Source organism: Arthrobacter sp. CMU6 (assembly GCF_059090205.1).
This window is the reverse complement of the sequence record NZ_JBNHFL010000030.1, coordinates 28,279-53,756: the sequence shown is the minus strand read 5'-3', so window position 1 is coordinate 53,756 and position 25,478 is coordinate 28,279. Positions and strand designations below refer to the sequence as shown.

Genomic DNA, 25,478 nt, shown 5'->3' with positions numbered 1-25,478 from the left:
CACAGGAAGACCCTCTAGAACTATCGCATCAGGCGGTGAGTCTTGTCGGGCGAGAATTGAACGAGAAGCACGGTCTCTAACGCTAAAGACCTCCGCGAAGGGCTTCTCTCGGCGACGCAGCTTTACTGCCGAGTATGTGAGCCCGTGACTTTCCAAGGCTGACTCAATGCCCCTACGCCGGACGAGAGCCCCCAAAGCGTGGTTTTCTGCAAATCCCTGTTGGACCAAGAAGACGTTCAACGAGCATGCTCCAAGATCATGTCGGCGCATCGCGAAGTACTCCTAGCATTCAGCACACTCTCAGCCTCTATCCAATAGCTCTCTTCGACTTTTTGGATGTCTACAATGCACCGTTTAATCTCGGTAGCTAGCCGATCTTCCTCGATATCCGGGATCCAACCGAGCTTGAGCGCTCCCGAAAGAAAGTCACCTGGCCCATTTGCTGCAGTAGAGACTACTGCTGTTCCACTCTGAAGAGCCTCCAGATGGGCAAGCCCCAAGGACTCAGATTGCGAGGTACTAAGAAATACATCAATGTCTTCCCATAGCTTCGCGACGCTTCCCTCGGTTCTTACCTCGATATTTTCATGTCTAGAAAGAAAGTCATGAATTTCGGTTTCGTCCCGGGACGTCGGCGTTGGAACTACCACTATCGCTCGTGCTCCGAGTTCACTCATGAGCTGAGCGAAGAGAGGGAGCCGCTTGATAGGATCCAGTCGCGCCACGCTACCGAACACCATTTCTTCCGTGCGCTTAGTACCAAAAGCTTTGAAGCGATCCTCGGGACGGGTTGTCCAAACTCCAGGCCCGAGTGGCAACACGTCAGGTTTTCGTGTAAGTCCCTGGCTCACTGCGTGAACAGCTACAGACTCGCTGACGACGAAGGTCCGAGCACGCGTGGCTTTAAGGAATGCACTCCGCATCGGGCTGAACTGCCAAGGACCGTGGCCCACGAAGATTCGCCGGCCCGCTCGATCAAGAAGACTGGCCTGCCACAGCGACCGAAAATCGTTAGCAATTAGGCAATCATAATATGCCCGCTGCCGACGCTCAATTATGTTCGCTGCGGGAACTCGGTCTGCGATTCTACTCGTAGGCTCAATTCGCCAAACCACGTCCAGCCCTCGCGACTGGAGCTCCACACCCAAATCATACAAAAAGACCTCGCCGCCGCCCCATATGACCTCTCTCGAGGACAAGCAGACTCTCAAAATTCCCCCTAAACTATAAAGATTATCGTCCACGCCGAAATAGACGCACTTTTTCGGGAAGTTTTTGTCTCGACGATGAGTTGGGCATTTAGTGATAAAGCGGAAGTCATCCAGCCATTCAGACCGAGCACCGATGACATGCAACCACCTTTTTCAGCTGTCAGGGTCGGGAGCCACGGCGAAGACGCTCACGGGGGAACTGACTAACAAGACTGCGCTCATTCTGATTGCGTTCATGGTCAGCCTCGTCAGAATAATGAGCAGGTGCGGACGCCGAGTATAGATTTTTCTCGGCTTTGATCCGGCTGTTTGTGCGCTCGGGAGATCGACCACGGGTCGCTTTTCCCGATTCGTCATTGCTTCCATAGGATACGTAGGAATACGAATACGCGTCAGCGCCCTTGGACGGCAGCCTATTCAGAACTATCCCCAATAGGTCCGCTTCGACCAGTTGGAGAGCCGATAGGGAACGCTCGACGTCATGTCGTCGTGTGGATTGGGCGCCCACGACAAGTATTACGCCGCCGACATGTTGCGCCAACACTGCCGCATCGGTGACGGGAAGAACAGGCGGAGTGTCCACAACCACGACATCGAAGACGCTTTCCAAACGCAAGATAAGTTCGTGCATGTCCTTGGAGCCGAGTAGCTCACTCGGATTGGGCGGAATGCGCCCTGAAGTGAGGACATATAGATCATCATCGCCCCAGGGCTGCAAGAGGTCGTTCACGTCCGCATCGCCCACAAGAGCTGTCGTCAGACCAGCATTACGGTCAAGGCCTAAGTATTCGTTGATCATCGGACGCCGCAAGTCTGCATCGACCAGACAAACCTTTTGGCCCGCTTGCGCCAAGGAAATTGCCAGGTTGGTAGCTGTCGTACTTTTCCCTTCGCCCGGCAAGGAAGACGTAACAAGCACGCTGCGAGCGTGACCCGATACATTTGCAAACTGAAGGTTCGTGCGCAGTTGGCGAAACGACTCAGCCCTTGGGCTTTGTGGCACGGCTTGCGTAAGAAGCGGCCTTTTGGAGGCGTCCTGGTTGAGCGTCAGTCCACCCAACAGAGGTGCCTGGGTGACGAGTCTGAGGTCGGCTTCGCCCCGGATTCGGTTATCCATAGAGGATCGCAAAATGGCCGCTCCGAAGCCGAGTGCGAGACCGATAACCAGCCCAAGCACGATGTTGAGTCGACCATTGGGGGCGGTAGGAGCCGACGACGCTTTTGCGGGCGTAATGATCGAAAGGCTGACCGGGGAGGCTCCCCCGGTTTTTGGTTTCTCCAACGTATCTACGGCGTCAACGAGACTTTTCGCGATTGCTTGTGCAAGCGCTGTAGCCTGCACCGGGGAGCGATCATCAACCGAGATGTCGATCAAGACTGTGTTGAGGTCGTTCGACGCCTTGACCCTTGAAGCAAGCTCTTCGGCTGTCGTGGCAAGTCCGAGCGCATCAATGGCAGGCTGCAGCACCACTGGAGACTGAACAGTCTTAACGTAGGACTGGACGCGTGCCTGGCTGAATGAATTACCTTGCTGCAGCTCCTGCACAGATCCTGAGTTCTGAATGGCGACGAATAACTGAGTGTGGGCAGTGTAGGTCGGAGTCACGAGCATAGAGGCGCCAGCGCCAACGAGCATTCCGACAAGCGCGGCTGCAATGACAAGGACCCAGTTCCGTCTTAAGATCCGTAAATAATCGCGAAGATCCAAACCAAGGTCCCCCTGTATTAATCTGGCGCCGACTTGGCATACCGCTGGATTGTCTGTTGTTCGCTGCTAGTGTACCCGGCCGCACACAGTCTTAACGCTTCGTTTCGCCTTGGCCAGCCCAGACCCAGCAAAGGCATTAGCAGGCTGACTTGCGCTCGAGTGCCGGCACTTCAAGAGGCATGCCACATTTGATTTTTGCGTTGTTATGCTGCTGGCCCTCTACCCCGCGTAGCCGTAGGGGTTTGCGCTCTGCCAGCGCCAGTGGTCAGCGCACATCTGGGCCAGGTCACGGTGCGCGGACCAGCCCAGGTCCGCCAGGGCCGCCGAGGCGTCGGCGTAGCTCACTGCCGCATCCCCCGGCCGGCGGGGTGCGAACTCAAAGGGAACCGGGTGCCCTGCAGCCGCACCGAACGCATCGATGACCTCCAGGACGGATGACCCGCGGCCGGTCCCGAGGTTCCAGCGGAACGCGCCTGTCTTTGTCTGCAGGTAGTTCAGCGCCGCCAGGTGGCCGGCTGCGAGGTCCATGACATGGATGTAGTCCCGCACCCCGGTCCCGTCCGGCGTGGGGTAATCGTTGCCGAACACCATGACCTTTTCGCGCCGTCCCACCGCGACCTGCGCCACGAAGGGCAAGAGGTTGTTGGGGATGCCGTGGGGGTCCTCGCCGATGCGGCCTGATTCGTGTGCGCCGACGGGATTGAAGTACCGCAGCAGCGCGACGCTCCACCGCGGGTCGGCATCGCTCAGGTCGGACAGGATGTCCTCGATCTGCTCTTTCGTCCTGCCGTAGGGGTTCGTTGCGTCCAGCGGCGACTTCTCGATCAGCGGAACATGCTCGGAGGCGCCGTAGACAGTGGCCGATGAGCTGAAGACCAGCCGACGGACACCGGCCTTCTCCATGCTCTCAAGCAGGTTGAGCGTGCCCACCACGTTGTTCTTGTAGTACCAGAGCGGCTTCGCCACGGACTCGCCGACGGCCTTCAGGCCAGCGAAATGGATGACGGCGTCGAACCCGCCCTCCGCAAAGACCCGGTCGACAGCAGCAGCGTCGAGCAGGTCGGCCTCGCGGAACTCCACCTTCTTGCCGGTGAGCTCTTCAACACGGCGGACTGCCTCGATGTTTGAGTTCATGAGGTTGTCCAGCACGACGACGTCGTGCCCGTCCTCGAGCAGGCAAAGAGCCGTGTGTGAACCGATGTACCCGGCGCCGCCGGTAACCAAAACCTTCATGGCCCCAGTTTAGAGAGTTAGCTCGTTGCTAGGCGAAATCGCGTATTCACCTATGGTCGAGGTTGACGACACCTGAAGTTCTCGTCGATAAATACCTACCCTGAGAAATAACAAGAGCGAGTCACACTCTTGGTCGTACTGCCTTTTTCGAACCGGACATCTCGAATCACCCCAGGTGCACTTGGGTTGTTCTGTTTAGAAAAATGAGAAGGCCCGTAGCGGTTCAAAGTACGAATGAAGGGCTTCCGTTCACGCAACTCTCAGGGTTCACTGCCAAGCGGAGAGCCTTCCGACTGTTCCCGAATCGGGCACCAGCAGCAGGCTAGGGACGGCAAGGCACTGCATATCCCGTCACGGCACAACGCACATCTAGTCAGTCCGCAGTCGAGGTGTTGCGTGCGTTACTCGCGTTGACATGCGGACTGCTAGGAATCGCTATGATTAGCTCGAACGAATGGGCCGGGGGATGAACCTTTCCGCAAAGGCAGGGGCCAGCCTGGATCCCGCCCGCTTCCAAGCAGCAGGCTCGGTGGGGACTGCGAGCCACGTCTGGGGCAAGAGGCGAAGACTTTTCGAAAATGCATGGGGGAATGGATTGCGGCAGCAAACTGATTGGCGTAGTCGATACGAGAGCATCCTCAGATATGTGGACGCATTTGTTGTTTTGTGGGCAGTAACTGGCGCCTTCTCTATCCGCTTCGGCTTCGCGGATCTATCGCAGAAGCAGTCTCGAGATGCAGACTATCTTTGGCTATCGCTGGGACTTGCCGTCGCCTGGTGGGTGATGCTCAGCCTCTGGGGCGCGCGAGAGTACAAGATTCTCGGTTCAGGATCCGAAGAATATAAGCGGGTTCTTGCCGCCTCGGCATGGCTATTCGGGTGCGTGGCCGTTATCTCGTATGCGACCCGTATAGATACGGCGCGCGGCTTCGTGGGACTGGCCTTTCCGGCGGGAGCAGTTGGGCTCGTTGTAGCTCGATGGCTAGTTCGGCAGCACCTAGCCTTGGATCGACGGCGGGGCGGAAGCTCATCGCGGGTACTGATTATTGGAGGCCCCCCTTCCGCGGCCCACTTAATTCGATCACTACGCAGTGTTCCCGCCGCCGGCTACTCCCCCGCAGCGGCCCACTTGCCTGGGGCAACAGCAGGATTAGAAGCAGTAACTGCCCTGGGGGTCCCTGTTACCGGTTCGGAGAGAGATGCACCTGCAATTTTGGACGTAATTCTTGCCACAAAAGTCGATGCTGTCGTTATTTCGGCGGGTGTGCAGTTGCATCCGGAGGAACTCCGGTGGTTGGGCTGGGAACTGGCAGCACGGGAAATTGGCATGATTCTGGCCCCAGCTTTGACCGACGTCGCAGGGCCACGCATCCATACTCAGCCTGTGGCCGGGTTGCCGCTCATACATGTTTCCACTCCGAAGCTGACTGGCGGGAAGAAGGTGGCCAAGAGGGCCTTCGACATCGGGGTCGCCGGTGCATTGATCGTATTTCTGTCACCCGTCTTCTTAGTCCTCGCAGCGGTCGTAAAAGTCTCCAGCCCTGGGCCGGTGTTTTATCAGCAAGAACGCGTAGGACTTCGCGGAACGACGTTCAAGATGCTTAAGTTCCGCTCGATGAAGGTGAATGCTGATGCAGAACTAGTGTCATTGCTTGCCAAACAAGGATCCGCGGACAAGCCACTTTTCAAGGTTGCTAATGATCCCCGGGTCACTCCTGTGGGTGGGTTCCTGCGTAAGTACTCGCTTGACGAGCTGCCGCAGTTGTTTAACGTCCTGGGCGGCAGTATGAGCCTCGTCGGCCCCCGACCTCAGCGGGAAGGCGAAGTTGCCCTCTACGACGATGCCGCACATAGACGGCTGTATGTAAGCCCCGGCATGAGCGGATTGTGGCAGGTCAGTGGGCGTTCAAACCTCAGTTGGGAAGAGAGCATCCGTCTCGACCTCTACTACGTCGAGAATTGGTCGCTCATGGGTGACATAGTAATCCTGCTCAAGACCTTCAAGGCAGTCACAGCGGGCAGGGGTGCGGTCTAGATCGTCCCAAGTCTGTATCGACCCATCACGTAGACCAGTGAAAGAAATTATGGACGAATCAAGACGCCCCAAGACAGAGGTTACCCACGCTGTGAGAAAAAGCGTCGCCCTACGCTCAAGAAAGCGCATTCTATTACTCGTCACAGCGTCCGTCGCCGTTTCCGCTGTAGGCCTGGCGGCATTGCTATGGCTCGGGGCAAGGGCCTCAGAAATACAATCTGAGCTGGAGGGCGCGGTCAAAGCGGTTCCGCAATTGCGAGAAGAAATTGTTCGTGGCGACTCTGTGTCCGCCAGCAACACGGTGGCTCGCCTAAAACTTCACACCCAAGCAGCACATGTAGCGGCGACAGATCCTCTGTGGGTGGCGGCTGGGGATCTCCCCTGGATCGGCCAAAACTTTGAAGCCGTCACCGAAATTGCGACATCGGCGGAGGACGTGGCACAGTTGGGCGTCGCGCCTCTGGTCAGCGCCGCAGAGTCTCTGGACTGGGAGGCTTTGGCTCCCAAGGACCGCGGGATAAATGTTCAGCCGCTAGCGTCGGCCAAAGCACAACTAGTTTCGGCCGCTTATGCCGTTCGCCAATCCTCAGCGCGGCTCAATAGCATAGACGCTAATTTGCTGCTACCTCCCATCTCCGAACCGCTCCTTAACGCTCGCCACCAATTGCGGAAGGCGAGCGTTGAACTTGACAACGCCGCGAACATTGCCAGCCTCGTGCCGGACATGATGGGGACCCATACTCCTCGCCGATATCTCCTCCTGATTCAGAACAATGCAGAGGCCCGTGCTACGGGGGGCATTCCAGGCGCACTGGCTGTGCTGAACGTCGACAAGGGAAGGCTGTCCCTCGATTCACAGACCAGCGCAAGCGCAATGGGGGCCAGCACTCCAGTGGTCACTGTTGATCCGGAGCAGACTCTTATCTATTCCGCGCGTCTGGGCAAATTCATGCAGGACGTCAATCTGACGCCTGATTTTCCGACTGCAGCTCGAACGGCACAAGCCATGTGGAAAACAAAGACCGGCAAGCAGCTAGATGGCGTTCTGGCCATAGACCCGGTTGCATTGGGGTACATACTTGAGGCCACAGGCCCAATCCGAGTCAAGGATCAGCATCTCCAAGAGATCGGCCGGGGCGGTCTACCCTCAGAACTTACATCGATAAATGTGGTTCCCACACTACTCTCAGATGTTTATTCGAAAATCGCCGAGCCCCAGATGCAGGACGTCTACTTTGCCGGGGTTGCTCAAGAAATGTTCGAGAAGCTTTCCACGGGAGGCAGCGACACAAAGAAGCTCATCGACGGCCTGACTCGTGGAGCATCCGAACGTCGGGTGCTCCTGTGGTCCTTCCGACCTGAGGAAGAATCGATTATTTCTCAATACGCCTTGGGGGGCTCCATCACTGGTTCGGCTATCGACCCGGCGCAGTTTGGGGTGTACTTCAACGATGGCACCGGTGCAAAAATGGATTATCACGTCAAGAGGACCGTGCAACTTCTTCAGCAGTGTCCCGCTGATGGTTATTCTGAGGTCAAAGTGCGTGTGACGAGCACGAATACGGCACCTAGCGACGCGGGAGAGTCTCTGCCAGACTATGTGACCGGAGGGGGAGCGTTCGGCGTCCCGGCAGGTAGCGTCCAAACAAACGTCGTTGCCTATGGCCCTGTGCAGTCGAACGTAGAAACAGCGCTAGTGGCCGGCAAAAAGACTGGCTTTTCGTCTCAACGCCACGCGGGCCGGCCCGTAGGAACGGTCACGGTCCTTCTTGGGCCGGGTCAGAGCAGCACCGTTGAATTCACCTTTGGGAAGATAGTGCAACACACAGAACCAGTAGTGGCCGTTACCCCTACAGTGCAGCCGTTAGAGGACGTCGTCCTGGATACAGAAACTGCGACTTGCAGTTCAGTCGGGTAGCCACGTCATTAACAGTATGTAAAGTGTCTGGATTCACTTTGGAGACACCCCCTCCGGGGTGCTAATCTCTCCTTGGGTTAAACCACGAGATTCGCCCCACGGTCACATGGGGATGGGGAATCTCCACAATAATGTGACATACGTGTTAAAAGGTCTCAGGGGGGACAAATGAAGAAGTCTATTGCTGCGCTCGCGCTTGCAGGAACCATCGCACTGACCGGCACGGCGCCGGCTTTTGCGGCTAATTACCCGGCACCGCCCGCCACATCCGCTGTTTCAGACGGCGTGGTAGGACCCGGAGAAACTTTCACATTCTCCGGCCGGGGCTTCCTGGCTGGCGAACGACTCATCATCCGTGTAACGCCTGGCGCCCGTCCAGCATCCACCGGTGCAAGCATCGCTGGCGGTGCCAGTCGTTCAGTACCCAGCAAGATCAGCGTTGTACTGGCAGCCCAGGAATTCAGCACCACCGCTGACGCCAACGGCGCCTTCGCATTCCCGCTGTCTATCAGCGAACCTGGCGTCTACACCCTGACTGCAACGGGTGTAACTTCCGGCAAGGAGACAAGCCAGACCGTCACCGTGGAAGATGCAGCGGCTGACCTCGGCAGCGGCACGGGTACGGGCACCGGCCTTTCCAACACTGGTGGTAACGGTGCAGGCCTGGCAAACACTGGTGCAGACTCCAGCCTGGTTCTGTGGTCGCTGGTTGGTGGCGGTGCGCTCGTCGCTGGCGCCGCTTCGGTGGTCGTAGTTCGCCGCCGTGCAAACGCTGAGGCATCTGCCTAGGCACAACGCTCCACGCTTCAAGAGATGCGGGCCAGTACCGGAAAACCGGAACTGGCCCGCATCTTTATTTTTGAGCAGATGTAGGCTGCATATAAGAAAGCCCCGACCGTTGTCGGGGCTTTCCACTTCATGGTCGCTGTCGTGACTAGCCGTTGAAGTTCTTCATCCAAGCCTTCAAGTCTTCCCCAAACTCGGCACGCTCGGAAGCCAGCGTGATGACGGCCTTCAGATAGCTCAGCTTGTCACCCGTGTCGTAGCGGCGGCCGGAAAAGACCACGCCGTATACACCGGACCCCTCACCCTCGCCCGCCGCAAGGGTCTGCAGGGCATCTGTCAGCTGGATCTCCCCACCACGGCCCGGCTCAGTCTTCTCAAGGACATCGAACACTGCCGGGTGAAGCACATACCGACCAATGACCGCGAGGTTGGACGGTGCCTCGTCAACCGACGGCTTCTCCACCAAGTTGTTGACCCGAACGTAGTCCTCACCACCAACAACCGAGGCGTCTGCGCAGCCGTAGGCGCTGATCTGGGACGGTTCTACCTCGATTAGTGCAATAACGGATCCGCCGGTCTTCGCCTGGACCTCGATCATGGTGGTCAGAAGCTCGTCCCGCTCGTCGATGAGGTCATCCCCCAGCAGAACGGCGAATGGCTCCTCACCGACATGCTGACGGCCGCACAGGACCGCGTGGCCTAAGCCCTTGGGCTCGCCCTGCCGGACGTAGTGGATGGGCCCCAGACCGGAGGCGTGCTGGACGGCATCCAGGCGTGCCTGATCACCTTTAGCTTCGAGGGTGCGCTCCAAGGCAGGCGCACTATCGAAATGGTCCTCCAACGCCCGCTTGCTGCGGCCGGTGATCATCAGTATGTCATTCAAGCCCGCGCTGACGGCCTCCTCAACCACATACTGGATGGCCGGCGCATCCACCACGGGCAGCATCTCCTTCGGCATCGCCTTAGTGGCGGGCAGGAAGCGCGTGCCCAAACCGGCGGCCGGAATAACCGCTTTATGAACAGATTTCCCCAACGTCATGATCGAACTTTACAAATTGACTTGCGCAAAGTGAAATTTCCAGCACAGATTTCGGCTGAACCAGAGACTCCCGTAGCGTTTCCGTATGGGGAAATGGAACCGGGGGGACGCTGCCGGGATGGCGCGTCTGCTGCTTGCCCTGTATCTCGCGGCTCTGGCGTTCGTGGCATTCTGGCCGACTCCCGTTGACCGGCCTATTGCCGGACGGCTGCAGATGGCGCTGTTCGCCCTACACCACTCAGGGCTTCCCGAGCTGATCGACTACAGCTTTGTGGAATTCGCGTCCAATATCCTGCTGTTTACACCCATTGGCATCCTCGCAGCGCTGGCCTTCCCGGCACTCCATCGAGGACGGATCGTGCTGTGCGCATTCCTCGCGTCCTGCTGCATGGAGCTCGGGCAGAAGCTGTTCCTGCACGACCGGTTTCCCAGCGCCATGGACATCGTGGCCAATACTGCGGGGGCGTTGCTGGGGGTTTGGGTTTTGGGCGTTGTGGAGCAGTGGGTTCGCGACGGTGGTTTCGACAGGCTCAACCAGCGGTGATTTCGACAGGCTGATTTCGACAGGCTCAATCAGCGGAGGTTGGTTTCGACAGGCTCAACCAGCGGTGATTTCGACAAGCTCAATCACCGGTGAATTTGGGCTCGCGCTTCTCCTGGAACGCTCGGAAGCCCTCGGCGTAGTCATCGCTCTTGCAGAGGCGCGCCTGCTCGGCGTTCTCCTCCTGCATCGATGTCCACAGGCCTAGACGCTGGTCGCGGATGTGCGCCACCAGTTCCTTGCTGGCCTTGAACGCGCCGGTCGCGCCGGTCGCCACCTTCGCTACGATCGTCCGGGTTGAATCCAGCAGCTCATCGGCGGGCAGGGCCCGGCTGAACATCCCCTGGGCCACGGCCTCAGCGCCCGAGATCAGCTCGGCCGTGTAGATCAGGTCCAGCGTCCGGTGCATGCCGAGGCGTTCGGTGAAGTACCAATGCCCGCCGGAGTCCAACGTGGCGCCCAGCTTGGCGAACGGCGAGCCGAACTTCGCGTTCTCCGCCACGTACACCACGTCCGTGGCCAGCAGCAGCCCCAGCCCGACGCCCAGGCACGCCCCCTGCGCCGCGGCGAACGTCGGTGCCGGGAAGGCGCTCATTTTCTGCAGGAGCGGCTGCACCAGCCCGCCCAGGTACGCCTCGGCGTCGTCGCTCTCCGGCGTCACGCCGGCGATGTCCCGGCCCGCGCAGAAGGCGCGTCCCTCTCCCCTGAGCAGCAGCGCCCGCACCTCACCGCGCGAGGCGGCGGCAGCGGCGTCGTCGTACGCCTGGGACAGATCCGCCAGCGCCTGCTCGTCCAGCGAGTTCAGCTTCTGCGGGGCGTTCAGGACCACTTCGGCGACGCCGTCGGCAATGGAAAGGGAAATCATTGGTTCTCGATTCTTCTGCTCGGTCTTGGTCTCGACAAGCTCGACCGGGGGTCCATTACACGTCGAAGTCGACGGAGACTTCCTTGCTAGTGGGGTGGCTCTGGCAGGTCAGGACGTAGCCCTTGTCCAGCTCATCCTGCTCCAGCGCGTAGTTTTCGTCCATGGTCACGGTGCCGGTGACCACCTTGGCGCGGCAGGTGCCGCACACTCCCCCGGCGCACGCGAACGGCACGTCCGGGCGGACCCGCAGCGCGGCGTTGAGGATGGACTCGCGGGCGTGCGTAGGGCTGGCCACCTCGCCCTGCAGGCCGTCCAGCTTAAAGGTGATCTTGTAGGTTTCCTTGGACTCGTCCTCGATGACGGGCCGGCCGGCGTTGCCCTCGGGCCGGTCCGGCTTGCCGGAGGTGAACAGCTCGAACCGGACATGCTCGGGCTTCACGCCGCGCTCGGCCAGGGTGTCCCGGCACAGCTGCACCAGCTCGAACGGCCCGCACAGGAACCACTCGTCCACGTCGTCCGCGTGGATGGCGGTGCCCAGCAGCGCCCGCAGCTTCTCCGCGTCGATCCGGCCGCTGAGCAGCGGAGCGATCCGCTGCTCGCGGGACAGCACGTGGTGCAGGGCCAGGCGCTGCGGGTACTTGTCCTTCAGGTCCGCCAGCTCCTCCAGGAACATCACGTCCATGGCGGCCTTGTTGGCGTAGATGAGGTCGAACCGGGTGTCCGGGCTGGCGGCCAGCAGCGTCCGGGCGATCGCGATCACCGGCGTGATGCCCGAACCGGCGGCGATGGCCACGAAGTTGCCCGGCTCCCCCGCCAGGTCCTCCGGGTGGTTCATGGAGTTCATGACGTTCTGGTCCACGGCCTGCCCGTCCCGGCCGTGCTTGGAGACGAACGCGCCCATGGGGCTCATGACCTCCAGGGTGTCCCCGGCCTTCAGCTCGGCGTTGGCCCAGGTAGAGAACAGCCCGCCGAGGTCCTTCTTGATGGCCACGCGGATCTCGCTGCTGCCGTCCGCGAAGCTGCGCGGCTCGGCGCAGATGGAGTAGCTGCGCCGGATTTCCTTCGGCTCGCCGTTCTCGTCCGGCAGCGTGGTGCGCAGGGCCACGTACTGACCCGGCAGGTAGTCGAAGTGCCCGGCGAGCTCGGCCGGCACCGCGAAGGTCACCTCGATGGCGTCCTCGGTGAGCCGGCGCACCTCCGCGACGGTGAGGGTGTGGAAGGACGGACGACGGCGGCCGGTGGCCTGCGCCGATTCGGCGGCGGTCTGGCGGACAACAGGCATGGGAAATTCCTTACAGGACTTTGAAGTAGTCGAACGGTTCCCTGCAGTCCTGGCACACGTACAGCGCCTTGCAGGAGGTGGAACCGAAGCGGGTGAGTTCCTTGGTGTTCAGCGACGAGCACTGCGGGCACTTCACGGCCAGGCTCAGCCGGACCGGCCCGTTGTGGCCCAGGGCTGCGCGGCCGGACGGCGGGGCAATGCCGTACTCCCGCAGCTTGGCCTTGCCCGCCTCGGTCATCCAGTCCGTGGTCCATGCGGGCGCGAGCACCAGTTCCACGTGCACGCTGGGGTAGCCCTCCTTGTGGAAGGCGGCCTTGAGGTCGTCGCGGATGGCGTCCATCGCCGGGCAGCCCGAGTAGGTCGGCGTGATGGTGACCTGCACAGCGGGAACCGGCCCGCCGTCGTCGAACAGGTGCACGCTGCGGAGGATGCCGAGGTCCTCGATGGTGAGCACCGGGATCTCGGGATCGCACACCGTGGCGGCGATGTCCCACGCCTTCTGTTCGGCGGTGACCCCGGCCCTGGTCTCGAAGTCCGATTCGTACACGGCAGTCACCAGCTTGCTCCGGGATGCTCCCGGGCCAGCACCTGCATCTCGGCCAGGACGTAGCCCAGGTGTTCCGAGTGCCGGCCGCGGCGGCCGCCGCCCGGCGCGAACGGCACCTCCGGCACCTCCAGCTCCGCCTCCCTGAGGACCTCGCCGGTGAGGCGGTCAAAGTCCGCCCTCAGGCTGGAAGGCTCGACGGCGGCGCCCGCCTCCGCGAGCCGGGTTACCAGCTCATCCTCCTCGAAGAGCTCGCCGACGTAGGGCCAGATGAGCTTCAGGCCGTGGATCATGCGGCGGCGGGACTCGTCCGTGCCACCGGCCAGGCGGAGGATCCACTGGGTGCTGTGGTCGCAGTGGTAGTCCACTTCCTTGACGGCCTTCGCGGCGATGGCGGCGAGCGTGGCGTCCGTGGACTCGGTGAGCCGGCGGTACAGCTCAAACTGGTAGTAGCTCACCACGAACTGCCGGGCGATGGTGACGGCGAAGTCCCCGTTGGGCTGCTCGAACAGGTGCGCGGAGCGGAACTCGTGCTCGCGGCGGAAGTAGGCGAGGTCATCCTCGGACTTCCCCCACGCTCCCCCGGCGTAGCTGAGGAAGGACCGGGCGTGGCCCAGCTGGTCCAGGGCGATGTTGCCCAGGGCCACATCCTCCTCCAGCTCGGGGGCGCGGGAGATCCAGTGGCCCAGGCGCTGGGCCAGGACGAGGGCGTCATCGCCGAGGCGCAGCGCGTACTCGGCCACGTCCTCAGTGGGCTTGGCCAGGCCGGTGCGGACCTCGAGCGCGATGTCCTCCGGGCGGAGCGCGTTGCCGGGCGTGATGCGGGTGGCGCTGGCCGAGCCGTCGCCGCTGGCGCCTGCGCCCGCGACGCCGACGGAGATGTCGCCGTGGCCTGCGGTCTCTGTCTGTTCCGGAGCCGTCACAGGTGCTTCACCCCTTCGCTCTTGGTGTAGTAAGTGGCGTGCCGATAGTCCTTGCCCTGCGGCGACTCGAAAAACGAGCCCTTGGCGTCCGGGTCGCTCGAGGCGATGGCGTCCGCCGGGACCACCCAGATGGAGACGCCCTCGTTGCGGCGGGTGTAGAGGTCACGGGCGTTGCGCAGGGCCATGGCGGCGTCCGGCGCATGCAGGCTGCCGGCGTGCACGTGGGACAGCCCGCGGCTGGACCGGACGAAGACCTCCCACAGGGGCCAGACGCTGCGGTGCGGGGTTTCGACAGGCTCAACCACCGGGCGACCGCTGGTTGAGCTTGTCGAAACCGGGTTCGCCTCCGGGATTTCGACAGGCTCAATCACCGGGTTCTCATTTTCTCCACCGGAGCTGGCGGGCATTTCCGGGTTGCCGTGGGGGCTCATGCTGCGTATTCCTTCTGCTTGTTAACCTGCTTGGCCGCATAGGCAGCGGCTGCTTCACGGACCCAGGCGCCGTCGTCGTGCGCTTCCCGGCGGCGCTCCAGCCGCTGCGAGTTGCAGGGGCCGCGGCCGGCCAGGACTTCCTTGAATTCGTTCCAGTCCAGCGGGCCGTGTTCCCACTTGTTGGTGTCCTCGTTGAAGCGGACCTCGCTGTCCGGGAGGGTCAGGCCCAGGACCCTGACCTGCTCCACCATCATGCCGACGAACCGCGAGCGCAGCTCATCGTTGCTGAAGCGCTTGATGTTCCAGGCCATGGACTGCTTGGAGTTGGGGGAATCGTCGTCCGGCGGGCCGAACATCATCAGGGCCGGGGCGTACCAGCGGTTCACGGCGTCCTGGGCCATCTGCTTCTGCGCGGGCGTCCCGTTGGAGAGTTCCAGCAGGATCTCGAAGCCCTGGCGCTGGTGGAAGGATTCTTCCTTGCAGATGCGCACCATGGCCCGGCCGTACGGGCCGTACGACGCGCGGCACAGCGGCACCTGGTTGCAGATGGCGGCGCCGTCCACCAGCCAGCCGATGGCCCCCATGTCCGCCCAGGTGAGGGCTGGGTAGTTGAAGATCGAGGAGTAGCGGGCCTTGCCGGCGATGAGGTCGTCCATCATCTGGTCGCGGGACTGGCCCAGCGTCTCGGCGGCGGAGTAGAGGTAGAGCCCGTGGCCGGCCTCGTCCTGGACCTTGGCCATGAGGATGGCCTTGCGCTTCAGGCTGGGGGCGCGGGAGATCCAGTTGGCCTCCGGCTGCATGCCGATGATCTCCGAGTGCGCGTGCTGCGAGATCTGGCGCAGGAGGGTCTTGCGGTAGGCGGCGGGCATCCAGTCGCGCGGCTCGATTCGGGAGTCCTCGGAGATCACGCGGTCAAAATACGCCTGGCCCTCGGCCTCCAGCTGGGCCGCATCAGCGGCGGGGGCTGCCGGCTGGTCAGGCACTGACTGCAGATTCTGCGCTGCCATGGTTGCTCCTATGCATTCACGTCCGTACTGGAACTTTCCGTACCGGGATTATTTACCGACCGTTCGTTCAGGATATGCGGAAGCGGCGAAGGGCGTCAAGCAACGCGGCACATGTCAGGGGTGGATCTGGAGCCAGTAGACGGGCCTTCGCCCTGTTGCCCAACGTGCCGCCCGGGTATCTACTGGAATGGGCCCGCAGCCGGCCCTTACCGGCCTTCAGCTTGGAGCACCTTGCCATGTCTGACGTGGAAATAACCTCCGGCAACGTCAGCCTTCACGGGAGCCTGCACCTGCCCGCACCGTGCGAGGGTGTGGTGCTGTTCGCCCATGGCAGCGGCAGCAGCAGGCACAGCCCCCGCAACCGGTTCGCCGCCTCGGTACTGCAAGACGCGGGGCTGGGTACCCTACTCCTGGATCTGCTGACCCCCGATGAGGAGGCCAACCGGGAGAACGTATTCGACGTCGCCCTGCTGGCACGCCGGCTCACAGCGGCCACTCGCTGGCTTGGCACCAGGAATGACACCGCGTCGAGCCGCATCGGATATTTCGGAGCCAGTACCGGCGCCGGCGCCGCACTCTGGGCCTCCGCCGAACCGGACGCGCGCACCGAGGCCGTTGTTTCGAGAGGAGGCCGCCCCGATCTCGCCGGGCCACGGTTAGCTGCCGTACGCGCCCCGACCCTGCTGATTGTCGGCGGCGCCGACCCCCAGGTCCTCGCCCTCAACCGCCAGGCCATGGCCTTGATGCGTTCGCCGACGCGGCTTGAGATCATCCCCGGGGCCACCCACCTCTTCGAGGAACCCGGGACACTGGCCCAGGCGGCCACCCTCGCCGCCGACTGGTTCACCCATCATCTGCTGCGAGGCCGCGATGCTCCGGAGGGGCTGCGCTAATCGACGCAGGATTCAGACCCCGAGCCGGGTGATTACTCTGCCAGCCGCCCTCTTGCCTCGACGGCAGGGGAAGAGGGCTGACAGACTCGTAACCGCCTGCTCCTTCTGCAGACCAGCGCCCCAGCTGCAACCGTCCCCCATGAAAGGAACACCATGTCTGTTGTGAAGATCAACGCCATCCACGTCCCCGAAGGCAAGGGCCCCGAGCTCGAGCAGCGCTTCGCCGCCCGGGCACACGCCGTCGACGGGCAGCCGGGATTCGAAGGCTTCCAGCTGCTCCGCCCGGTCAAGGGCGACGACCGCTACTTCGTCGTCACCACCTGGGCCACCGAAGAGGACTTCCAGAACTGGCGGAGCGGCCAGGCCCGTGAAGCCCACGGCGGCGACCGCCAGCCGGTCGCGACCGGCGCGGACCTCCTCGAATTCGAAGTCGTCGAACTCTGACGTAGGACCCGTCGCCGGCAACCGCCCGCCGGTACATGCTCGGGGCCACGGCGGGCGGCCGGTCCCGAAGTCGTCTTCAGCTTCTCTGGCCTGCAGGCGACCGATCTGGGAGGATCGCACCATGCGAAGGGTCGTCGCCTCCAATATCGCGTCCATGGACGGCTTCTACGCTGCGGCCGACGGCAATCCCCTCGTGCTGAACATGGACGCAGCGTTCGATGAATACAACCGCACGCGGATCGAGGCCGCGGACATGCTGCTCCTGGGCCGGAAGTCCTTCGAAGGCTTCAGCTCGTACTGGCCAGGAGTAGCGGCCGCCCCTGACGATCCCGGGAGCCGCGCGGTCAGCGAGGACAACCGCCGGATCAGTCGGGCCTTCAACGCCCTGCCCAAAACGGTAGTCTCGGACACCTTCGCGGTTCCCGCGGACAACGCCTGGCGGGACACCACCACCGTCATTCCCGGCCACGAGCTGCCCGGCTGGATACGCGCCCGCCGGCAGGAAGGCGACGGGGACATCCTGATTTTCGCGAGCAGGGTCCTGTGGAACAGCCTCCTTGATCTGCGGCTGGTCGATGAACTCCACCTGATGGTCAGCCCGAACGCACTGGCTGAAGGCACACCGATGTTCACCCGGCCCGCCGACTTCACCCTTCTGGATTCCGTGCCATTCGACTCATCGTCCAACGTCCTCCTGAGGTATCAACCGAGCGCTGCCACTGACGGTGACCGGGCCTAACATGCAGGACTCCAAGGCGATCGTGGCCGGATACGACGGCTCGGCCCAAGCGGCACTGGCGGTCCGGTGGGCGGCCGGGCAGGCGGTGCTGAGGGGCTGCCCCCTGCACCTGGTGCATTGCTCGCTGTGGCCCCTGCTGACCCACGACCTCGGCCCGGTCCCCGGCGTAGCGGACAGCGGACTGCAGCGGTCGGCAGAAGTCACCCTGGAAGAGGGCGTCGCGCATGCAAAGCATGCCGCACCCGGGGTGGAGGTCCGCGCCAGCCTTCTGTACGGGTGGCCCATTGTCCATCTGCCCCAGGTGTCCGCCGGGGAGGAAATGCTCGTCGTCGGAAGCCGCGGCATCGGCGGCTTCCTCGGGCTGCTCGTCGGGTCCGTTAGCCTGGAAATGGCAGCCACCGCAGCATGTCCCGTTGCAGTCATCCGGCACGACGAGCACCCCGAGGGGCCCATCGTCGTCGCCATTGACAGCTCGGGATCCCCCGCCGCTCTCGAAGATGCCTGCACCATGGCCCGCGTGACGGGGGCCGGCCTCATCATTGTTCACGTGGAGCATGCCCCGGCCGGATACCGGTTGCTCAGGGATCCCGTGGACACCTACCCTGCAGCAGAGTCAGTTCTTGAATCAGCCGCCCGTACCGCCCGCGGCCTGGCGCCCGGCACCACCGTGGAAACAAGGCTGCTCACCGACTCCTCCGTCCCCCGGGCGATCCTGAATGCGTCCCAGGGCGCCCGCGTCACCATCGTGGGGACCAAAGGCCACGGACTCATCAAAGGCACCATCGGGTCCACCGCCCACGCAGTCCTTCACCATGCCACAGGTCCGCTGCTCGTCTCCCGGCGCAACAGTGCGGGGCATCACGGAGGATCCGCCGGTTAGTCCATTCGGTGCACTGTTCGCGGTGCGCCAGGCCTGACGGCAGGAACGCTTGCGTGGGCGTCCAGCGCCTCGCCGCCCGGCGGCGAACGGGTTCGCCCGCAGCACCGGCCGGCTAGGGTCACCGGCCGAGGTTTGCCCCGTCCGCCTTCGGCTCGATGAGCTGGATGAGGTTACCGCACGTGTCATCAAAGACGGCGACGACGGCGGTGCCGATGTCGGTGGGCGGCTGCGTGAACACCACGCCCTGGCCGGTCAGCCTGGCGTGCTCGGCCTCGATGTCGCCGACGGCGAACTGGGCAAGCGGGATGCCGTCTTCGGCAAGGGCGTCACGGTAAGGCTTGACCGCGGGGTGGACCGACGGCTCCAGCAGGAGCTCGGGACCATCAGTTGATTCGGGCGACACGACTGTGAGCCAGGAGTATTCACCGAGGGAAATGTCGTGGCGCACCGTGAAGCCGAGCACCTCGGTGTAAAAGGCGAGGGCCGCCCGCTGGTCGTCGACGTACAGGCTCGCCAGGGCAATTTTCATTGTGCTGTCCTCGTTTTGGTTGTTGGCCACCGCCCGGTGATCTCGGCGAGTGGCTCTGGGTTGAAGTAGTGGAACTTGGAACGTCCGTGCCGCTCCGTTGTGACGAGGGCCGCCGATTCGAGCACGCCAAGGTGTTGCGAGACTGCCTGCCGCGTGAGGCTGAGCCCGTGCCGCATCGTGAGCATGGAACAGATCTCGAACAGTGTCTGGCCGTCGCGCGCCGAGAGTTCGTCCAGGATGAGGCGCCGCGTCTCATCGTCGAGAGCTCGGAAAACATCGGCCATGACTCCATAATAGGCAAGTGATTACTTGCATATCAAGACCCGCAAAGGTCTTCAACCCGGGGTCACCGAAGAATTTCTCGCCCTCGCGAGGCCTTCGAGGACCACGTCCAGCCCGAACTCGAACTCCGCACCGTAGTCATAGCCGGGCTTCATGACGTGCTCGGTGGAGAATTCGACGAGGTGGGGATAGTCCTCGGCGGAGTACTGGCCCATCATCTGCTCGGCCACTTCGGTAACGGTTTCGGGGCCGTTGATGGGGAGCGTGGTCTCGGAGAGGGCGAAGCCGTACACGTACGCGTCGATCAGGGCAAAGGCGTGGGCGGTCATCTCCACCGAGAAGCCCGCCTCACGCAGGGCGCCAATGACGGAATCGTGGTGCTTCAGCGTGGCCGGGCCGGGGCTTGTCCGCGTCTGCACGAGACCGATCGCCCAGGGATGACGCCGCATCGCTTCACGCGCAGAGGCGGCCCGCCGCCGCATCTCCGCCTGCCAATCGCCGCCGGCCGCGGGCAGCTCGATCTCACCGAAGACCATATCCACGATGCCGTCGAGGACCTCGTCCTTGTTGGCGACGTAGTGATAGATGGACATGGGCTTGACCTTGAGCGCGTCGGCCAGTGACCGCATGGTCAGGGAGGCAATGCCGCCGGCATCCGCGACGGCGACGGCGGCCCGCAGCACCTGCTCCCGGCTGAGGCGCGGGCGGCTGTTGTTCGTTGGTGCAGGCATCCGGACTCCAGACTCTGATTCGGGGCATAGACGGTTCGTACTTTGTACGATACATTTGCCGTACTTAGTAAGGCAAACCGATTGGAGGGACCGAGATGACAAACCGGATGAGGACGAAGTCCGCGGACAACGCAGCGACCGCCCAGACCATGCAGGCCATCGTGCAGGACGAATACGGCTCGGTTGACGTCCTTCGCCGCGGCCAGACAGCGCGGCCGGATATCGCTGAGAATGAGGTGCTGGTCCGCGTCCACGCGGCAGGCATGGACCGCGGGACGTGGCACATGATGACCGGCCGCCCGTACCTCCTGCGCGTCATGGGGTTCGGGTTCCGCGGGCCGAAGAACCGGGTGCCCGGGATCGACGTCGCCGGCACCGTCGCCGCCGTCGGCTCCTCAGTGACCCGGTTCGCCGTCGGCGACGAGGTATACGGAATGTCCCGGGGCTCGTTCGCCGAGTACGCCGCGGCGCTGGAGGACAAGCTCGCCCGCAAGCCGGCGAACTTGTCGTTCGAGCAGGCAGCGGCGGTCCCGATCTCGGCCGGCACCGCCCTCCAGGCGCTGGACGCCGGGAGGGCGCAGAGCGGGCAGAAGGTGCTCATCCTGGGCGCCTCGGGCGGCGTCGGCAGCTACGCCGTTCAGCTTGCCAAGGCGCTCGGGGCGGAGGTCACCGGCGTCAGCAGCACCGCGAAGACCGATCTGGTGCGCTCCCTCGGGGCCGACCACGTGCTGGACTACACGCAGGATGACTTCGCCGACGGAACGCGCCGTTACGACCTGATACTCGACATTGGCGGGAACCCTCCGCTGTCACGGCTGCGGCGCGCCCTCACCCCCACGGGAACGGCCGTCATCGTCGGCGGCGAGGAAGGCGGCAGGTGGACCGGAGGTTTGGGCCGGAGCCTGCGGGCACCCTTGGTGTCCCTGTTCGTGCGCCAGCGCCTGACCATGCTCGCTTCGAAGGAACGCGCCAGCGACCTCGAACGGCTGACCCCCCTCATCGAGAGCGGCCAGGTGACGCCAAGCGTCGACAGGACGTACCCGCTCGATGAGGTTCCGGAGGCCATGCGCCGTCTCGAGGCCGGAGACGCGCGCGGCAAAATTGCCATCACGGTCCTTCCGCGCTGACCAACAAATTCACTGTTGCCCGGCAGTGGCCGTGAACCTAAACTCTGGACATCACCAAGCGATCCCGGACGATTTCGCCCTCTGACCGGAAGCACCTCCCATGGCTACAGTCCAGCACAAAGGCCCCAAACTTGAGATCCAGCAGGCGCTGCAGGAGTTGCGCGGGCGGCTGTCGGGGCAGCTGATCGAGGCGCAGGATCCCCTCTACGAGGAGGCCCGCGCGGTATGGAACGGCATGGTGGACGTCCGTCCGCTCGCGGTCGCCCGGGCGGGTACAGTCTCGGACATCGACGTGGCGCTCGATGCGGTGCGGCGCAGCGGCCTGGCCCTGGCCGTCCGCGGCGGCGGCCACAACATCGCCGGGCACGGCACCGTTGAGGGCGGCCTCGTCCTGGATCTGGGACCGCTGAGGGATGTGAAGGTGGACGCCCGCAAGGGGCTCGTCACGGTGGGGCCGGGGGCCACGCTGGCTGACGTGGACCGGGCGACGGCGGCACACGGCCTGGCCATTCCCCTCGGGGTGATCAGCGGAACGGGGGTGGCCGGACTCACCCTGGGCGGCGGCGTCGGCTGGCTGACGCGGACCTACGGCCTCACCCTGGACAACCTGGACTCCGTGGACGTGGTGACTGCCGCCGGAGACCACCTGCACGCCAGCGGACGGGAAAACACCGAGCTGTTTTGGGGACTGCGCGGCGGCGGCGGGAACTTCGGCGTGGTCTCCTCCTTCACCTTCCGCGCCCATCCGCTGCCGGCAAAACCCCTGGGTGGAAACCTCTTCTACCGGCCACAGCACTGGCGGAACGCCCTGACGGCGTTCGCTGCCTGGACCCGCAATCTGCCCGAGCAGATGAACCCGATCATCTCCCTCCTGGTGCTACCGCCCGAGTTCGGCATGGGCAGCGACCCGTGGATGGCGATCGGATTCGCCTGGGCATCCGGGGACCAGCAGACCGGCCTGAGTCTTGTTGAACAGCTGCGTGCCCAAGCCCGGCCGGACGAGCAGGAAATAGGGCCGACGTCGTGGCTGGACTGGCAAAGTGCCATGGATGCCGTGTTCCCCAAGGGCTCACGCGGCTACTGGAAGAACGTTTCGTTCTCCCGCCTGGACGAGGAGGTGGTGGGCGTTCTGCTTGGCTTCGCCTCCGAGGTGACGTGGCAAGGGACAGGGATCGACATCCACCATCTGGAGGGTGCCTTCGGGCGGATACCGGAAGGCGCCACAGCATTCCCGAACCGTTCCGCGCGCTACTGGCTGAACATTTACGGCTTCTGGCAGGACGCCTCCGAGGACGAACGGCTCACGGCCTTCGCGCGCAGGGCGCACGCCCTCATGCAGCCCTTCTCGGAGCACGGCGAATACGTCAACTTCCTGGGCGCCGAACTCGGACAGCAGAACACCGACGCCGCGCGCCAGGCCTACGGGCAGGACAAATACCAGCGCCTGGAGGCGATCAAGAACCGCTACGACCCGCAGAATGTGTTCCGCTACAACCACAACATCCTGCCGACGCCCGTCTGATTCCGGCAACATCCTGCCGGTCATCCCTCGCCGGCAACCGCCCGCCGGTACGTGCTCGGGGTGAAGCCCAGGTACTTCTGAAAGTCGTTCGTCAGGTGCGCGTGGTCGGCGTACCCGAGCTCGGCAGCGATCGCCGCCAGATCCGCTGACGGATCCAGCCGCGTCCGCTCGGCAGCATCCTGAAGCCTGCGGCGGCGGATCAGCGCGGCAGGGCTGAGGCCGATGTACTTCCTGGCCACCCGCTGCAGGGTCCGCTGCGACACCGCCAGCGCAGACGCCGCGTCCTCCACCCGGACCACAGAGGCGTCCGAACCGGTGATGTCCATCAGCCGGTTGGCCAGCAGCGCCTCCTCTGACACAGCAGGCCCTGCAAAGGAACCCAGCCACCCCGCAAAGGCACCCACTGCCCGCTCACGGCGGATGCCGCCGTCGTGCGTGTTCATGGCCTCCGAAACGGAAAGGTGCAGGCCTTCCGCGGCCACAGCCATCTCCGCGTCCCGCAGGCCGGAGGGATCGTCGGTGAACAGCGGCACGGCCGCGGGCCGCAGCAGCGCACCGACCGCCCAGCCCCGCCCGGCCAGGTCCCGGTGGGCGGCCCGGGTGGTGGGGCCGGAGAAGACCACGCCACCGGGCTGCACCACGAGGTTGGAGCCGGGATACGCGATCAGATGCTGGCGGGAGGTGCGGCCGGGCTCGATGTCCCACTCGGGAATCCAGAACCACTGGACCAAGTCCGCCACGGAGGCCGGCGCCGGAATCCGGTGAAAGACGGGAAGCCGGGCCGGGTACAGGATCCCCTTGAACGAACTCTCCACAGGTCCCCTCAGACTGTCGCGAATCTCCAAGCGCCGCCGCCGGGCGGGCACGTAGCGTCATGGACATGACAGATACTACAAGCACCGAATCAGCCACGGCCGCCCACGGGGAGCACACCACGCACGGAATTCCGAACGGCCTCACGAGCCTCACGCCGTTCCTCGCCGTGACCGGCGCCCGCGAAGCGATCGCCTTCTACAAGGACGTGTTCGGCGCCCGCGTGGTGGGCGCCACGGAGATGGGAGGGGTGGTGGTCCACGCAGAACTCGACTTCGGCAACGGCCACCTCCAGCTCGGCGAACCCAGCCCCGAATACCACCTGGTTCCGGCGCCCGAGGGCGAAAATGACTGCTACTCCCTGGGCCTTTACTGCCCGGACGCCGACACCCTGGTGCAGCGCGCCGTGCAGGCCGGAGCCACCATCCGCGAACCGCTGGCCACGTTCGTCTCAGGCGACCGCTACGCCAGCATCCGGGACCCCTTCGGCGTCCGCTGGTCCATCATGACCCGGGTGGAGGACCTCTCCGAGGAGGAAAGCAACCGCCGGGTCGAGGAATGGGCGGCGCAGCAGGGCTAACGCTGGCGCCGGCGTTCCCAGGAAGCGGCTCTGGCCGGCGGATACTGCCAGCCGGTTCAGAGCCGAGGTCTGGCAGCGCCCGCCGGTCACAAATCTTGGAAACGCCCCCGGGTTAGCCTTGGCGGGCTTTCATCCGCGGGTTTTTCTTGTTGATGACAAAGGTGCGGCCACGGCGGCGGACTATCTGGGCACCTGGTATTTTTTTCAGCGCCCGCAGCGAGTTCCGTACTTTCATGAGTTGCTCCTTTGTGTTGTTTCGGTAGTCCGGTTCAGATCGAACGGGTCATTTATTGCGCCGGGACTCGAGGCCATCTCCGCTTCGGTCAGTTCGCAGCCGGTGAGCAGCGCGGCGATTTCGGCGGCGTCCACGTCATCACCGGTGACGGCCAGCACGGTTCCGCGGTCGCCGAATTCGGGGTGCAGATCGAACACGGCCTCCGGATAATCCGCGGGAAAAGCTGTCTGGAGGGGATGGCGTTGCGCCTGCCAGGGGCCCGTGTTCTCCAGCCAGACCCGGGGCCCGATGCCTTGAACGGCGATCCTGCAATCCGGTGCTGATGCCACCCATAGCCGGCCGCGGAGCCAGCAGGACCCTTCAGCGAGGGATGCCAGCGCGTGGCGGAAGCGTCCCGGATGCAGGGGCCGCTCAATCCGCTGGACGACAGTGGTGAAGGGCGGGAAAGACTCGGCCGGGATCCGCACGGAACCCGGGACGGCCCGCGCCGTTGCCTCCGCGAGGTTGTGCCGGCCCGGCCGGGCGTCGCCAGCATCTTCCGCCACCACGGCGTGCGGTGCCAGCTCCCTGATCAGCTGGATTCCGCGGGCACGTGCTTCGGGATCAACGGGCACCAGTGCCGGGTCGGCCAGCAGGACGGTGTCGCCGAACGACAGCTCCCCCATGAGGAATTCCCCCGGCGTCCGCTCGTCCTCCGGAACGGGAGTGAACCCGGACTCGAACAGGGAGTGATGGTCCCAGATCTGGTCCTCCACTGCATCCGGGGCGCAGGCCAGCACCACGGAATCAATGGTGAGGGCGCCCCCGAGGCCCCGCACCAGAGCCTCCACGGCCGTTGAGCCGGCCACGGCCGGAGGCAGCCCCAGAATGAGGCGGGAACCCGCCTGGAGCAGCCTCTTCACGGTAGGCACTGCGTCCAGGCGCACGGTGCAGCTGAGGCATCCGTGTTCCAGTCTCGACTCTTCCCGCTCAAGGCGGCGTCCCTCTTTGAAGATTCTGCGGATAACGAGCCCGTCCTCCACAAGATCGTGGAATACGACAAGAGCGTCCGGGGAATCTGCAGCCAAGGCCGCACAGGCCTTCTGGCGGCTGAAAACATCCAGGGAGCTCACAACAGTTACTTGCATGCCAGCAGACTATATGAGAATGATTCTCAACTGCAACCGGCGGGTCGCCCGCC

Annotated in this window: 27 protein-coding genes; 11 read left to right on the top strand and 16 right to left on the bottom strand. The window is 63.6% G+C overall.

Going from position 1 to position 25,478, the window contains the following annotated elements; all coding sequences use genetic code 11:
- Positions 1-236 precede the first annotated feature (236 nt).
- The 3 genes from AC5RWD_RS18775 to galE form a co-directional block, all read right to left on the bottom strand.
- Positions 237-923, bottom strand: coding sequence for a glycosyltransferase (locus tag AC5RWD_RS18775; protein WP_494021468.1), 687 nt, complete (start codon positions 921-923; stop codon positions 237-239).
- Positions 924-1,371: 448 nt separating this feature from the next.
- Positions 1,372-2,919 (bottom strand): tyrosine-protein kinase domain-containing protein, encoded by a 1,548-nt coding sequence (locus AC5RWD_RS18770; protein WP_494021454.1) that lies wholly within the window; start codon positions 2,917-2,919, stop codon positions 1,372-1,374.
- Positions 2,920-3,138: 219 nt separating this feature from the next.
- Positions 3,139-4,152, bottom strand: a complete 1,014-nt coding sequence (gene galE / locus AC5RWD_RS18765; RefSeq protein WP_494021453.1) for a UDP-glucose 4-epimerase GalE — start codon at positions 4,150-4,152, stop codon at positions 3,139-3,141.
- A gap of 454 nt (positions 4,153-4,606) precedes the next feature.
- Between galE and AC5RWD_RS18760 the strand changes: the two genes are divergently transcribed.
- The 3 genes from AC5RWD_RS18760 to AC5RWD_RS18750 all read left to right on the top strand — a co-directional run bounded on the left by AC5RWD_RS18760 (position 4,607) and on the right by AC5RWD_RS18750 (position 8,894).
- The gene (locus AC5RWD_RS18760) at positions 4,607-6,187 is read left to right on the top strand and encodes a sugar transferase (protein ID WP_494021452.1); all 1,581 of its coding nucleotides are present in this window, start codon (positions 4,607-4,609) and stop codon (positions 6,185-6,187) included.
- 37 nt (positions 6,188-6,224) lie between these two features.
- Positions 6,225-8,105, top strand: coding sequence for a DUF4012 domain-containing protein (locus tag AC5RWD_RS18755; RefSeq protein ID WP_494021451.1), 1,881 nt, complete (start codon positions 6,225-6,227; stop codon positions 8,103-8,105).
- A 168-nt stretch (positions 8,106-8,273) separates the two neighbouring features.
- Positions 8,274-8,894, top strand: coding sequence for an LPXTG cell wall anchor domain-containing protein (locus AC5RWD_RS18750; RefSeq protein ID WP_494021450.1), 621 nt, complete (start codon positions 8,274-8,276; stop codon positions 8,892-8,894).
- 145 nt (positions 8,895-9,039) lie between these two features.
- On the opposite strand, the gene galU is transcribed toward AC5RWD_RS18750, so the two are convergent.
- Positions 9,040-9,930, bottom strand: coding sequence for a UTP--glucose-1-phosphate uridylyltransferase GalU (gene galU, locus AC5RWD_RS18745; RefSeq protein WP_494021449.1), 891 nt, complete (start codon positions 9,928-9,930; stop codon positions 9,040-9,042).
- Positions 9,931-10,015: 85 nt separating this feature from the next.
- Between galU and AC5RWD_RS18740 the strand changes: the two genes are divergently transcribed.
- Complete coding sequence (locus AC5RWD_RS18740) at positions 10,016-10,474, top strand: VanZ family protein (protein ID WP_494021448.1); 459 nt, start codon at positions 10,016-10,018, stop codon at positions 10,472-10,474.
- Positions 10,475-10,553: 79 nt separating this feature from the next.
- Here AC5RWD_RS18740 and AC5RWD_RS18735 read toward each other — a convergent pair whose 3' ends face one another.
- The 6 genes from AC5RWD_RS18735 to paaA are packed head-to-tail and all read right to left on the bottom strand — an operon-like array spanning position 10,554 to position 15,523.
- On the bottom strand, positions 10,554-11,336 hold the full coding sequence (locus AC5RWD_RS18735) for an enoyl-CoA hydratase/isomerase family protein (protein WP_494021447.1): 783 nt from the start codon (positions 11,334-11,336) through the stop codon (positions 10,554-10,556).
- Between the two features lie 55 nt (positions 11,337-11,391).
- Positions 11,392-12,618, bottom strand: coding sequence for a 1,2-phenylacetyl-CoA epoxidase subunit PaaE (paaE, locus tag AC5RWD_RS18730; RefSeq protein ID WP_494021446.1), 1,227 nt, complete (start codon positions 12,616-12,618; stop codon positions 11,392-11,394).
- 10 nt (positions 12,619-12,628) lie between these two features.
- The gene (gene paaD, locus AC5RWD_RS18725; RefSeq protein ID WP_494021467.1) at positions 12,629-13,165 is read right to left on the bottom strand and encodes a 1,2-phenylacetyl-CoA epoxidase subunit PaaD; all 537 of its coding nucleotides are present in this window, start codon (positions 13,163-13,165) and stop codon (positions 12,629-12,631) included.
- Between the two features lie 5 nt (positions 13,166-13,170).
- Positions 13,171-14,085 carry a 1,2-phenylacetyl-CoA epoxidase subunit PaaC gene (gene paaC, locus AC5RWD_RS18720; protein ID WP_494021445.1) on the bottom strand — a complete coding sequence of 305 codons (915 nt, stop codon included), beginning with the start codon at positions 14,083-14,085 and terminating at the stop codon, positions 13,171-13,173.
- Positions 14,082-14,516, bottom strand: a complete 435-nt coding sequence (gene paaB, locus AC5RWD_RS18715; RefSeq protein WP_494021444.1) for a 1,2-phenylacetyl-CoA epoxidase subunit PaaB — start codon at positions 14,514-14,516, stop codon at positions 14,082-14,084. The genes paaC and paaB overlap by 4 nt, the downstream gene beginning before the upstream one ends.
- The gene (gene paaA / locus AC5RWD_RS18710) at positions 14,513-15,523 is read right to left on the bottom strand and encodes a 1,2-phenylacetyl-CoA epoxidase subunit PaaA (RefSeq protein ID WP_494021443.1); all 1,011 of its coding nucleotides are present in this window, start codon (positions 15,521-15,523) and stop codon (positions 14,513-14,515) included. The genes paaB and paaA overlap by 4 nt, the downstream gene beginning before the upstream one ends.
- A 236-nt stretch (positions 15,524-15,759) precedes the next feature.
- Between paaA and AC5RWD_RS18705 the strand changes: the two genes are divergently transcribed.
- From AC5RWD_RS18705 to AC5RWD_RS18690, 4 genes are all read left to right on the top strand, one after another.
- Positions 15,760-16,416 carry a dienelactone hydrolase family protein gene (locus AC5RWD_RS18705; RefSeq protein WP_494021442.1) on the top strand — a complete coding sequence of 219 codons (657 nt, stop codon included), beginning with the start codon at positions 15,760-15,762 and terminating at the stop codon, positions 16,414-16,416.
- Between the two features lie 153 nt (positions 16,417-16,569).
- Entirely contained in the window at positions 16,570-16,860 is a 291-nt protein-coding gene (locus AC5RWD_RS18700; protein WP_494021441.1) for an antibiotic biosynthesis monooxygenase family protein, read from the top strand.
- A 121-nt stretch (positions 16,861-16,981) separates the two neighbouring features.
- Positions 16,982-17,599 (top strand): dihydrofolate reductase family protein, encoded by a 618-nt coding sequence (locus AC5RWD_RS18695; RefSeq protein ID WP_494021440.1) that lies wholly within the window; start codon positions 16,982-16,984, stop codon positions 17,597-17,599.
- 1 nt (position 17,600) lies between these two features.
- Entirely contained in the window at positions 17,601-18,479 is an 879-nt protein-coding gene (locus tag AC5RWD_RS18690; protein ID WP_494021439.1) for a universal stress protein, read from the top strand.
- A 118-nt stretch (positions 18,480-18,597) separates the two neighbouring features.
- Here AC5RWD_RS18690 and AC5RWD_RS18685 read toward each other — a convergent pair whose 3' ends face one another.
- Genes AC5RWD_RS18685 through AC5RWD_RS18675 form a run of 3 tightly spaced genes read right to left on the bottom strand, consistent with a single transcriptional unit; the run spans position 18,598 to position 20,021 of the window.
- On the bottom strand, positions 18,598-19,008 hold the full coding sequence (locus AC5RWD_RS18685; RefSeq protein ID WP_494021438.1) for a VOC family protein: 411 nt from the start codon (positions 19,006-19,008) through the stop codon (positions 18,598-18,600).
- Positions 19,005-19,292, bottom strand: a complete 288-nt coding sequence (locus AC5RWD_RS18680; RefSeq protein ID WP_494021437.1) for an ArsR/SmtB family transcription factor — start codon at positions 19,290-19,292, stop codon at positions 19,005-19,007. The genes AC5RWD_RS18685 and AC5RWD_RS18680 overlap by 4 nt, the downstream gene beginning before the upstream one ends.
- Before the next feature lie 51 nt (positions 19,293-19,343).
- Entirely contained in the window at positions 19,344-20,021 is a 678-nt protein-coding gene (locus AC5RWD_RS18675) for a TetR/AcrR family transcriptional regulator C-terminal domain-containing protein (protein WP_494021436.1), read from the bottom strand.
- A gap of 107 nt (positions 20,022-20,128) precedes the next feature.
- Here AC5RWD_RS18675 and AC5RWD_RS18670 point away from each other — a divergent pair, with 107 nt between their 5' ends.
- Both AC5RWD_RS18670 and AC5RWD_RS18665 read left to right on the top strand, forming a co-directional pair.
- Positions 20,129-21,148, top strand: a complete 1,020-nt coding sequence (locus AC5RWD_RS18670; RefSeq protein ID WP_494021435.1) for an NAD(P)-dependent alcohol dehydrogenase — start codon at positions 20,129-20,131, stop codon at positions 21,146-21,148.
- A 100-nt stretch (positions 21,149-21,248) separates the two neighbouring features.
- Positions 21,249-22,670: an FAD-binding oxidoreductase gene (locus AC5RWD_RS18665; RefSeq protein ID WP_494021434.1), complete on the top strand. Its 1,422-nt coding sequence runs from the start codon at positions 21,249-21,251 to the stop codon at positions 22,668-22,670.
- Positions 22,671-22,690: 20 nt separating this feature from the next.
- On the opposite strand, the gene AC5RWD_RS18660 is transcribed toward AC5RWD_RS18665, so the two are convergent.
- Positions 22,691-23,485, bottom strand: a complete 795-nt coding sequence (locus AC5RWD_RS18660) for a helix-turn-helix domain-containing protein (RefSeq protein WP_494021433.1) — start codon at positions 23,483-23,485, stop codon at positions 22,691-22,693.
- 65 nt (positions 23,486-23,550) lie between these two features.
- Here AC5RWD_RS18660 and AC5RWD_RS18655 point away from each other — a divergent pair, with 65 nt between their 5' ends.
- Positions 23,551-24,063, top strand: a complete 513-nt coding sequence (locus AC5RWD_RS18655) for a VOC family protein (protein ID WP_494021432.1) — start codon at positions 23,551-23,553, stop codon at positions 24,061-24,063.
- 112 nt (positions 24,064-24,175) lie between these two features.
- Here AC5RWD_RS18655 and ykgO read toward each other — a convergent pair whose 3' ends face one another.
- Both ykgO and AC5RWD_RS18645 read right to left on the bottom strand, forming a co-directional pair.
- Positions 24,176-24,298 (bottom strand): type B 50S ribosomal protein L36, encoded by a 123-nt coding sequence (gene ykgO, locus AC5RWD_RS18650; protein ID WP_011693081.1) that lies wholly within the window; start codon positions 24,296-24,298, stop codon positions 24,176-24,178.
- Positions 24,295-25,425 (bottom strand): GTP-binding protein, encoded by a 1,131-nt coding sequence (locus AC5RWD_RS18645; protein ID WP_494021431.1) that lies wholly within the window; start codon positions 25,423-25,425, stop codon positions 24,295-24,297. Before AC5RWD_RS18645 ends, ykgO begins: the two co-directional genes overlap by 4 nt.
- Between the last annotated feature and the right edge of the window lie 53 nt (positions 25,426-25,478).